The organism is bacterium, from assembly GCA_037131655.1.
GTDB lineage: Bacteria > Armatimonadota > Fimbriimonadia > Fimbriimonadales > JBAXQP01 > JBAXQP01.
This window is the reverse complement of sequence record JBAXQP010000062.1, coordinates 1-11,164: the sequence shown is the minus strand read 5'-3', so window position 1 is coordinate 11,164 and position 11,164 is coordinate 1. Positions and strand designations below refer to the sequence as shown.

8 protein-coding genes are annotated in these 11,164 nt (G+C 47.9%); 5 read left to right on the top strand and 3 right to left on the bottom strand.

The window, feature by feature from the left end:
• Positions 1-234: 234 nt before the first annotated feature.
• Complete coding sequence (trpB, locus tag WCO51_04520) at positions 235-1,419, top strand: tryptophan synthase subunit beta (GenBank protein MEI6512524.1); 1,185 nt, start codon at positions 235-237, stop codon at positions 1,417-1,419.
• A gap of 41 nt (positions 1,420-1,460) precedes the next feature.
• Here trpB and WCO51_04515 read toward each other — a convergent pair whose 3' ends face one another.
• Entirely contained in the window at positions 1,461-3,590 is a 2,130-nt protein-coding gene (locus WCO51_04515) for an alpha-galactosidase (GenBank protein ID MEI6512523.1), read from the bottom strand.
• Positions 3,591-3,747: 157 nt separating this feature from the next.
• On the opposite strand from WCO51_04515, the gene WCO51_04510 reads away from it, so the two are divergent.
• From WCO51_04510 to WCO51_04495, 4 genes are all read left to right on the top strand, one after another.
• On the top strand, positions 3,748-4,437 hold the full coding sequence (locus WCO51_04510) for a hypothetical protein (GenBank protein ID MEI6512522.1): 690 nt from the start codon (positions 3,748-3,750) through the stop codon (positions 4,435-4,437).
• Between the two features lie 86 nt (positions 4,438-4,523).
• Positions 4,524-6,743: a DNA translocase FtsK 4TM domain-containing protein gene (locus WCO51_04505; GenBank protein MEI6512521.1), complete on the top strand. Its 2,220-nt coding sequence runs from the start codon at positions 4,524-4,526 to the stop codon at positions 6,741-6,743.
• Between the two features lie 23 nt (positions 6,744-6,766).
• On the top strand, positions 6,767-7,366 hold the full coding sequence (locus tag WCO51_04500) for a UbiX family flavin prenyltransferase (GenBank protein MEI6512520.1): 600 nt from the start codon (positions 6,767-6,769) through the stop codon (positions 7,364-7,366).
• Between the two features lie 82 nt (positions 7,367-7,448).
• Entirely contained in the window at positions 7,449-8,375 is a 927-nt protein-coding gene (locus tag WCO51_04495) for a zinc-ribbon domain-containing protein (protein ID MEI6512519.1), read from the top strand.
• A 3-nt stretch (positions 8,376-8,378) separates the two neighbouring features.
• On the opposite strand, the gene priA is transcribed toward WCO51_04495, so the two are convergent.
• On the bottom strand, positions 8,379-9,860 hold the full coding sequence (gene priA, locus WCO51_04490; GenBank protein MEI6512518.1) for a primosomal protein N': 1,482 nt from the start codon (positions 9,858-9,860) through the stop codon (positions 8,379-8,381).
• Positions 9,809-10,855 (bottom strand): hypothetical protein, encoded by a 1,047-nt coding sequence (locus WCO51_04485; GenBank protein ID MEI6512517.1) that lies wholly within the window; start codon positions 10,853-10,855, stop codon positions 9,809-9,811. Before WCO51_04485 ends, priA begins: the two co-directional genes overlap by 52 nt.
• Between the last annotated feature and the right edge of the window lie 309 nt (positions 10,856-11,164).

Below are 11,164 nucleotides of genomic sequence, written 5' to 3'. Positions count from 1 at the left end.
CCCTCCATTCATGACACCTCTCCGGAGTGCCTTATTAGCCTATCTAACATCATACAACATGTTTTGCTATCTGGCAACCTTTTCAGGTAATTTTTTTTTGTTCAATGTAAATATATCTGAATTTTTAATAGGATCACCCTAAACCCATACTTTTTGTTAGCATTGCTATATTTTTTCAAAGCGCTTCAAATTAACCTTTAATCAGGTACAGTCTTAGGATTAACGGAGGTCTTAATGTTAAAATTCGATGATCTAAGTTGGAGATTCGGGCAATTTGGCGGTCGTTACGTGCCTGAAACGCTGATGCCGGCACTTGATGAGCTTACTACAGCATATGATGAAGTCAAATGCGATACGGTTTTTCAGAATGAATTAAGCGCCTATCTGCAACATTATGCAGGAAGACCTACCCCGTTAACCTTTGCTGAGCGAATTAGCAATGAAGTCGGTTTTGATGTTTATATTAAGCGGGAAGACCTCTGCCACACCGGTGCCCATAAAATTAATAATGCACTCGGACAAGTTCTTTTAGCTCGACGTATGGGCAAAAAACGCATTATTGCCGAAACCGGCGCCGGTCAACATGGAGTTGCCACTGCGACAGTCTGCGCTCTATTTGGACTCCAATGCGAAGTTTATATGGGTGAAGAGGATATGGAACGTCAGGCGCTTAACGTGTTCAGAATGCGTTTATTAGGTGCCACTGTTGTTCCTGTCAGTTCCGGCACAAAGACACTTAAAGATGCCACCAGTGAAGCTATCCGCGACTGGGTGACCAATGTCAGAACGACCCACTACATCATTGGTTCCTGCGTCGGTCCACATCCCTACCCTGCAATGGTCCGTGATTTTCAATCCGTTATCGGCAAAGAAGCTCGCGAGCAGATGCTTGAACGCACAGGTGGATTACCCGATATTGCCATCGCTTGTGTCGGCGGAGGCAGTAACGCAATTGGCTTCTTTTATGCCTTTTTGCCTGATACAGACGTGAAGCTAATAGGAGTTGAAGCGGCCGGCCGTGGGTTAGATACAGATGAACATTGCGCCACGCTAACTCAAGGCAAACCAGGCATTCTGCATGGTTCTAAAAGCTACTTGCTCCAGGATGATAATGGTCAAATCAAGTTGACCCATTCGATTTCCGCAGGCCTAGACTATCCCGGTGTCGGACCTGAGCACAGCTTTTTGCGGGATGTCGGAAGAGTAACCTATGTATCCGCTACTGACCAGGAAGCGTTAGAGGCTTTTCAATGGCTAGCCAAATTAGAAGGTCTAATCCCAGCCCTGGAATCCGCACACGCCTTTGCCCATTTAAATAAACTGTCTGGCAAATTACCCCCCAATTCGCGAGTTGCCATATGCCTCTCCGGCCGAGGAGATAAAGACGTGGAGACTGTGCGAAAAGTTTTGGGTATATAGAACAGCAAGCCGCTCAGGCATAATCTTCTGTTATATCGCCTTTAGCCTATTGCCTTACAGAGCAATAATTCCGAATCCAAGGCGGAATCCAATCGGATGGGGAGGCCGGAGTAAACCAAGTCTTTGCCCTCCATTACGAAAGTGGTGCCACTGTTATCGCTGGTGACCTCGTAGCGTTTGGCAGGATCGAGGCCTTTGAAGCGCATGATGTATTCATTCTCAGGTCCTGCTAGGCGGAAGAGACCGGCTATAGCTTTGGTTTTATCCCTTGAGACGAGTTCCATCACCCCAATCCCATAAGGATCGGACATGTGCGTAAGTGTCGGCGTATGATGGTACATTCGGCTTGTGGGCATGAAGGGGCGCACGAACTCTTTGTACATCTTGATCATGCGCTTGACCCGCCCCATCACCACGGGGTTTGGCTCTGCACCCGGGAGCCACAACAAGGCTCCGATTGAAGGGCGACCAAACAACGATAGCCGACACTGAAAATCAATTGACCCGGCAAGATGAGTCGCCTGCCCCTGTCCAAGTAAGTGTCGGTCAACAAGCTCCGGAGGCAAAGCCATAGTGATGCCGTTCCCAATAGTAAACGAGTAGGGTGGGTTTTGCATGTCGGTGACCCAGGTGTGGCTGAAGCGCTTAATCATCCCAAAGTCCGTTCGGCTTCCACCACTCGCGCAGTTTTCAAGTATCAGATCCGGGTATCGCTCTCGAATGCGGTCAAAGATGCCGTAAAGCGTCTCATAGTATCGCCAATACGTGTTCTCGACATACCCGCTGTCCATTCGAGTTCCGCCTTCTCCGAGAGTGCAGTTGTAGTCCAGACGGAAAAAGTCAAGCTCGTTTTCTTGGATGACACGGTTGATGGAGTCTTCGAACCAGCGGGCGACATCCGGATTACTCAGGTCGATTGGGCTAAAGCGTCTTCCTGAGTATGAAAGCGATTCGTATTCGGGATGTTCCGTTGCCATTCGGCATTGATCGCCAAAGCGTTCTGGCTCCATCCACAATCCCCAAAGCATCCCTTTCTCATGGCAAAGCTTACGGAAAGGCGCGAGTCCACCAGGGAACCGATTGCCGACATTCCAGTCCCCTATTGTCCTCGCCCAATGGGTATCCGCATCACCATACCAACCGGCGTCGATAAAGAAGACCTCAGCTCCCATTTCGGCGGCAGTGTTGATGGCAGTATGGACCACATCGACTGTTAGCTCAATGCAATCTCCATTATTGAGCGCTTCCACCCAACACCCTCGGCCTCGCGATTGAGGCATCATCACGCTTTGGCGAACATGATCATGCATAGACTGAACTGCCTCATCCAGATCGCCTTGCACCATTCCAAGGTGCATCTCGGGAGTAGCAACTGCCTCTCCAGGAGCAATGATGCGCATTGGAGGCGAAGCTTCCGGTCCTGCGCGGAAGAAAAGACGCGGGTATACCTTTGCATCTTCTGGACCATTGGTAAGGTCGAATTCAAAAGCGAAGCCACCTGACCAGGCTAACTGCCCAATAAAATGCTCACCTGTGATCTCATTGCGAACCACGAACATCGGATGACGCGCACGATTACGGCGATATCGACCATTGATGCGGTAAGTGGTATTCGGAAGAGGTCTCCAGTCGAATTGGCCTTCGCGGCAACCGGTATGGCCCTGCATATAGCCAACGGAGTAAAGCTCGCCCTCCCTCAGATAATTGTATCCCACTCCCGCTCCGGTATAGAGGCAGCCGCTCCAAGGGTAAGCCGCCGACAGCGCAGCAGGCTGGTCACCGGTATTAGTGATTTCCAGCCACCGGGTGATGATTGGCGTGCCGTCCAATACGGTATGCACGCGAATGGTAACGGGCCGAACGCCGTGCTTGAGGATTAAAACATGATGTAGTTTGTCCCCCTCCTGCGTCTGCTCGCAGTCCACGTATTCCCAATGCGAGTGCAGCAATTGCCCATCGAGTTCAACCCAGAATGCCGTCCGAGGAGCATCGCCATCAGGCTCTAATAGCTGCCCTTTGAAGTGCTGCTGTCCCTGTCCATTCCAAGCGCGACCGACATATTGCCCGTTCATCAGCGACTCGACATAGACCGTCATCCCGCTTCGGAAAAAAAGCGTCGGGACGGGGTCTTCAGTATAAAAAACGTTTGTAAAACTCTCCATCTCCGCCATCACTTACACCTCTGTATTTTATGCAACGTTAAGAGTAGGTAGACGTCCAACCTATAAGCCACACCTCACCCTTGGTATAATAGAGCGTACCATCCGAATGACCCGCTTGCCTATGTTATCAACATTCGCCGGCATACTATAGTAAGGATAGATAATCATGAAATTTCGACTCGTTTTCTTATTCGTAATCGCTTTGACCATGCAGGTTTTCAGCCAAACCACTGCTGCCCCAAAACCGACTATTCTTAAGCCTGATGTGATGATCATAACTCAGTCCATGGGACCGGACGCTCAATACGTTGTTATTACCTATATGAACGGTGTTGTATCTAAAGATCAGGTTCAACAGGACTTAACACGATTATCAAATGAGTTGAAATCGGAATTTTCAAAAGTAGAAATATCAACACAAACGCTAAATGTTCCGGGAAAGAAGCAACAAACGGTGGTTAGTTTCTATTCTGCCAACTTGATAGAACCTACCCAAGGCATCATTAGACTGCAGGGGCTTGCCCGCGCTTTTGCGTCCAATAACATGATTCAAGTGATATTCAATACCGGCAATTCATTTTATGCAGGCCCCACTGAATGGGATGACCCCGCAATTTCACTCATCTCCAGGGTCAATACTGGAAGCTCTCAGTTCTATATTTCATTCAAAACGCACGACCCTGCTCAGATCGTGATCCCTGAGCTAAAGCCAATCCCGCCTCCTGCACCGCCCGCTCCTGAACCAAAGCGCCGCATTCCATTGATCTGGCCTGCATTAGGAATAGTCATCTTAGCCTCAATCGGCGCCTTCGTAATCGTCTTCTACGGCCTACAAAAAGGCGGATCAAGGGGATAGACGGGAAAATCTTATTCAATTTGACACCTAGCCTGATTTCTGGTATGCTTGCATTAGTTGAATAATGGCAAGGAGGCACAAACTACGTGGGCACACGACAAGTGCCTTTGGTTCGCAAGGATCGCAGCAAGCGAAGCGCTGAGCGGGGGCAACGGTTTTACGATACCTTCGCAATCGTTCTTATCGCTCTTGGCGCGCTCTCACTTATCAGCCTTTTGCTTAGAGAAACTGGTTTTCTCGGTCGAGCGCTGCAAGATGTTCTTCGCCTTCTTTTTGGCGTAGGCGCTTATCTTATTCCTCTCGTTTGTTGGACTATGGCCAGTATTATGCTTTTAGGGGCCAAACGATTTTCGATGCCTTCAGTCATTGCCGGAGCTTTATTGGTCTTTCTTTCAGTCATTAGCTGGTCGGCTCACCCTTTTCCTGGCACAAATAATTGGTTTGAACCTAACACTCTAAAAGCTGGTGGTGGTTATTTAGGTTCAGCGATTGGGTTCATGTTAAACCAAGCCCTCGGTTCCGGCACGCCGATAGTCATTGCAGCAATGTTTATTATTGGCCTTATCCTGATTGTCGACGTCCCACTTGTTGACCTCATCCGTTATGCCTGGCATGCATGGACAATCGGGTCAAATGCAAGTCGTAAAGGAGCGGTGGCTGTTGGCAAAGCTGGTGCAGCGATAGCAGACAAAGTCAAAACCAATTCACGCGATAGAGCAATCGTCGGATTCCCCATTGATAACGATGATGACGAACCACCAAAAGATCGCAAGGCTGATATTATTCACCGCGCATTCTCAAAACAAAAGACAGAAGATGATCAAGCTGATGCTAATCAAGCGGCTCATCCACAAGGCACCCTCCCGAATGGCGATTACAATTTGCCGCCGATTACATTATTAAAAGAACCACTACCTTCACCAAAACGTATTCAGGCCGAAATCAATTCTAAAATCGAAGTTCTAGAGCGAACTTTAGATGAATTCGGTATCGGCGCAAACGTGAGTGAGATTGCTCATGGCCCGACTGTTACACGCTATGAAATTCAACTTGCGCCTGGGATTAAGGTCTCGAAAATTGTAAGCTTGGCAGATAACCTGGCAATGGCATTAGCTGCGATCGATGTTCGTGTTGAAGCCCCCATCCCCGGCAAGAGCGCCATCGGGGTTGAAGTTCCGAACGATAATCCTGCAATAGTAACGCTTCGGGAGTGCATCGATTCGCCCAGCTTCTGGAATGCGCCAAGCAGACTGACAATAGTATTAGGCAAGGACGTCAGCAATACCACTCGATATGCCGACCTAACTAAGATGCCGCACCTCCTGATTGGGGGAGCAACAAATTCGGGTAAAAGTGTTGGACTGAGCACAATTATTTCTAGCCTTATCTACCGAAACACACCCAAAGACCTCCGAATGGTGCTCATCGACCCTAAACGTGTGGAATTATCGCTATTTGAAGGAATTCCTCACTTGATGTGTCCTGTAGTCAAATCGGCCAAAGTCGTTCCAGGCATCCTACGCTCAGTTGTCAAGGAGATGGATAAACGATACGATACGTTGGCACGCGCAGGCGCTCGCAATATCGATAGTTTTAACGAGAAAGTGTCCGACAACGAAAAACTGCCTTACATCGTGGTGGTTATTGATGAACTCGCTGACCTGATGATGCAATCTGCTGCCGAAGTCGAGACCACCATTTGCCGCATTGCTCAACTAGCCAGAGCAACAGGTATTCATCTTATTATTGCCACTCAACGTCCCTCGGTTGATGTCATCACTGGAACGATTAAGGCTAATATCTCATCCCGAATTGCTTTTGCGGTCGCCTCCCAAGTTGACAGTCGAACGATTTTGGATATGTCTGGAGCCGATCGACTAATTGGTCGAGGCGATATGCTCTTTATGCCAATTGATGCCGCAAAACCGCTTAGAATTCAAGGGTGCTATGTTTCCGATACCGAGATTAACGCTTTAGTCGAATTCTGGAAAGAACAGGAAACGCCTGTTTATACGCTCACTGCAACAGAAACGAATAATGAACGCGAAGATGTCGTTGACGAAGAGGAAGATGAGATATACCCCCAGGCAATCCGCCTCGTTGTAAGCAACGGTCAGGCATCGACATCGATGCTTCAAAGGCGTTTCCGAATTGGTTATGGAAGAGCCGCCCGACTGCTCGATATTATGGAACGTAGGGGAATTGTCGGACCTCTTGACGGCCCGCGGCCTCGTGAGATTTTAATTAGTCGAATGGAAGCTGAGGAGATCCTTAGTGGAAGAGGCTCCTACGGCGATACCAATTAGCCCTTGCAGGGTATCATGCGAATATGAGTACTGGCAGATTAGTCGTTGGAATGACAGGGGCAAGCGGGTCTATCTACGGGCTACGCTTTCTAAAGTACGCTTCAGAACACTACAATGAAGTCTATGTTATCACTTCAGAAGAAGCGCTTCAAGTCATAAGTTATGAAACAGAATGTAGCGTCAATCGCCACAACCTCTCCAGTAAAACATTACTCGGTGATGATTTACCTCAACTTAAATTTTTATCTCCCAGCGATTATTTCAGTCCCCCGGCCAGCGGATCGTTTAACCATGATGGGATGGTGATTATCCCCTGCACTGCCGGCACTGCCGGGCGTATCGCAAATGGGGTTTCAGATGATTTAATGATCCGATCAGCCGATGTTTGTCTAAAAGAAGGCCGAAAACTAATTCTGGTAGTCCGTGAAACGCCATTGAGCTTAATTCACTTACGTAACCTAACCCAATTAGCAGAAGCGGGCGCAACGATTATCCCCGCAAGCCCATCTTTCTACAACAAGCCTAAAACCATCGAAGCCCTTGCTGATACCGTTATCGCGCGTGTGCTGCAAAATTTAGGCGTCAATCAATCAATCATCCCTGAATGGCAAGCGAAGAACTAATTGCAACCCAGTTATTATGGGCAGGAACTTTCTGATGACCGGCGTATGTCTAATAAATTGTGAACTAATATAAGGAGCTATTATGAATTGTCCTAAATGCGGTAAATCGAATGAGGGTACGGCTAGCTTTTGTATGCACTGCGGCGCTGCAATTACCCCACAACCTATTGAAACTCCTAAGCAGGCAGCCGAAAAGACACTTCACGCTGTGCCGCAACGGCCGATGATGCGAAATCAAGAGCCATCGAAAAGCTCGAAGTGGGTAGCTATTTCACTAGGTATTGCCGTTCTTGTCCTCGCTCTCCTGGCGTTTGGAATATTTGGTCTTGGTTTGTTACGCACTAAAGCAAATACTCCACAAGTCCCTAATGTGTTAAATACCACCGGCGCCCCAAATAGTGGACCAAGTGTCGTTGCTGTTCAAGGAAATCCTAGCGTTGGTCCAAACATAACGAATACAACCGGTCAACCAACCCCAAGCGTTCAACCCCCACAGGATATTGTCGACTGGCTGGCTCATCTCAAGCGCATAGAATTAAAGCGCAAGCAAATGGGTCAAAAGATGCAAGGGGATCTTACCGTGATGGCTGCCACCGCACAAGCTTCTGATCTCATGGACATGATAAAAGACCCAGATACAGCCGAACCTGGTCAAAAAAGCGCGGAAATGGCATCACAGAAAGTCACTGAAATTCAAGCCGCATGGACTCAATTACTCAATGAGTATCAATCGGTCAAGCCTCCTGCGGCTTGCCAAACTCTGGCTAACAACTACGAACGTGTTCTTGTTGATTACTCAGCTCTTTCGCTTCAAATCCTCAACGCGATTGCCAAAAAAGATATCAATAAGGCTCTCGGTGTTAGAAACCAGGAACCTCTAGTAAGGCAGGATATTACTCAAGCGAACAGTGCATTGAACCTAGTATGTACCCAGAACAATATAAATAGAGATTTCGAAATTGAGCAGGAAGGCAATAATCCCAATAGCGCCTTCGGGATTAATTTTTAAGATTCACATCAAGCTCTGTGGTTGGACGTCGATTGTAAGTTGACAGCCTTTTGTGTCAATTCTAGCAATCACATTACGGGCGATCTGAGCGGCATCGGCATTTAAGGGCGCTTTCAAAAGAACGTGACGGCGATAGAGTGTCTTTATCTTTGATATCGGACAAGCAGCAGGCCCCAGGGCTTCAGCGTTTGTCCCTATCTTTGTAACTTCAGATCTCAATTCATTAGCCAAATCCGCCGCCACTTCCTCCGCCCTTGCATCTTCTTTGTGGGAGATAATGAAATTCACCAACTGTGAAAAAGGCGGATAGTTCAACTGCCTTCGATGCGTTATCTCCTGTTCATAAAAGCCCACAAAGTCATGATTTTGGCCGAATTGAATGGCAGGATGTTCAGGATTGAAAGTCTGAGCGATGACCTTACCTGGAACATTGCCGCGCCCTGCTCTTCCAGCAACTTGAGTCAATAATTGGAAAGTTCGCTCCCCTGCCCTGAAATCTGGCAAATGCATGGCCGTATCGGCATTAATTACCCCCACAACCGCAACACGTGGGAAATCAAGCCCCTTCGCAACCATCTGTGTGCCGACTAGAATATCCGCCTCACCCGTTCGGAAAGCATGAAGCACATCCAAGTAGGCTGTTTTCTTGCTTAATACATCTTTGTCTAAGCGTACAATTTTAGCATCGGGGAACAACAGGCGTGTTTCCTCTTCCACTCGTTGAGTGCCAACTCCAAATGGCTTCATTTCATTCCCATTACATTTCGGGCAAATTTTAGGCACCCTGCACACATATTCGCAGTGGTGGCATCGCAAATCATTACCGGTTTGATGATAAGCTAGGCTCACACTACAATAGGGGCATTCGGGCACTTGACCGCATAGCCGGCATAAAAGAAACGAAGCATAGGCGCGACGATTGAGAAACAAAATCGTTTGCTGCTTATTCGCTAATGCTTCCTTTATCGCTTCGCAAAGAGGTGCGCTTAATGCTGAAGGACGGCCTTGCTTAAATTCATCTCTCAAGTCCACAACTTCCACTTTCGGCATTGGCCGTTGCTCAACACGCTCGGGAAGCTGCAACATCGCAAACTCATTTTCTTGCGCCTGACAATAGCTCTCAAGCGAAGGAGTGGCAGAACCCAATACAACGACTGCCTTAGCCCCACGAGCGCGCTGAAGGGCAACCTGGCGCGTGTGGTAGCGTGGTTGGACTTCCTGCTTATATGAAGGCTCATGCTCCTCGTCAACAACGATAAGCCCTAAATTAGGAATGGGGGCAAATATCGCAGAACGGGCGCCAATAATTATCGGAGCCTCTCCTAATCGAATTCGCTGCCACTGATCGAACCTTTCCGTATCTGCCAAATGGCTGTGAAGCACAGCTACAGCTTTGCCAAATCGCGCAATTATTTGGCCGATCACTTGGGACGTCAGCGCAATTTCAGGTACGAGATAGAGCACTCCTTTGCCAATCGCAAACACTCTGCAGCGGCTCGAAGATAAACCTCTGTTTTACCGCTGGCAGTAACTCCATAAAGAAGAAACGTGTTGTACTCATTCTTTGCTAAAGCCTCAGCAAGAGCTTTGACGGCAGTTGATTGACCTCTCGATAATCGAGGGGCAGCAGCGCTCTCATCGGGCAGCGCTTGGTCGGCTTCACGGGTGACAAGCCCATCTTCTTCAAGCCGTTTGAGCGCCTCGGCATTACCGCAAGAATCCGATAGAAGCTCACTTTGAGGCATCGCGCCTTCAGGATTATCAAGAAGCTTCATCAACAAGGCAACTTGAGCGGGACGGCGGCGGCCTTCTTCCTTAAGGAAATCATCTACTCTATCTTCTGAAGCTGCAAGTCTAACCATCCCCGGACCACGCGATGGATTCGATGGCGGCACTAATTCAAAGGTTTGTCTTATAATCCCTTTATCCCGAAGCTGTTTGGCGGCTCGGCTAAATGCAGAGGGATCAATTCCTCGTTTTAAGGACTGAACAGTCGCAATTCCTTTTGATTGGTTAAGTGCGTTTATAATTCGAACCTGAATATCGCTCAGCTTGCCGATAGGCTCGCTAATCAGTTCAAGGATGGCTCTAAGTCGTGAACGTGCTGCAGGGGGGACAATTGTATGCAGCGATGAACCAAGACCTGCGACATATTCGTCACTTAACCATTTCGCAAGTTCAAAAAGCTCGCCATCAAGAGGTGGGGCATGGAGAATATCAATCAGGCTCTTGAGCGATCCTTTGGGTATCGTCACATCATCAGGACAAACATCTCGCAGTGAAACAATATAACCCAACACTTGCTGCGGGCCAAAAGGTGCGAGGGTTAAAGCGCCGACCACCGCGTTCTTTTGAAGGCTATTGGGGACAAGATAGGTATAAGGATGGTCAAATCCCTTCCCCCGCAAGTCCACCACAATATCCGCCAGAATCACTGTCTCCATCTCTTCTTTCAACATAAAACCACTATTCGCCGCCAATACCAAAACTCCTACCGCAGAGTGATATTGCCCGAACTAAAGTGGTGGCAATCACAGAAATATACCTAACCATATTTTGGGATCGATTCATGCGGTCGCTGTAAGGCTATTAACTTTTAATCAATAAAATTACACCCTCTAACACTTTTATCAGGGGGCGATAGTCTTGTATCTATTGTGTAGATTTATCATACGTTGTAGCTACAGCTTTTATTTGGTCGCTATAAGTATATATCTCATCTAAAGATTGGATTACTATTTTCTGTTCGCTTTTATCAGGATTAATTATACTAAAATTCTTTTTTGTGT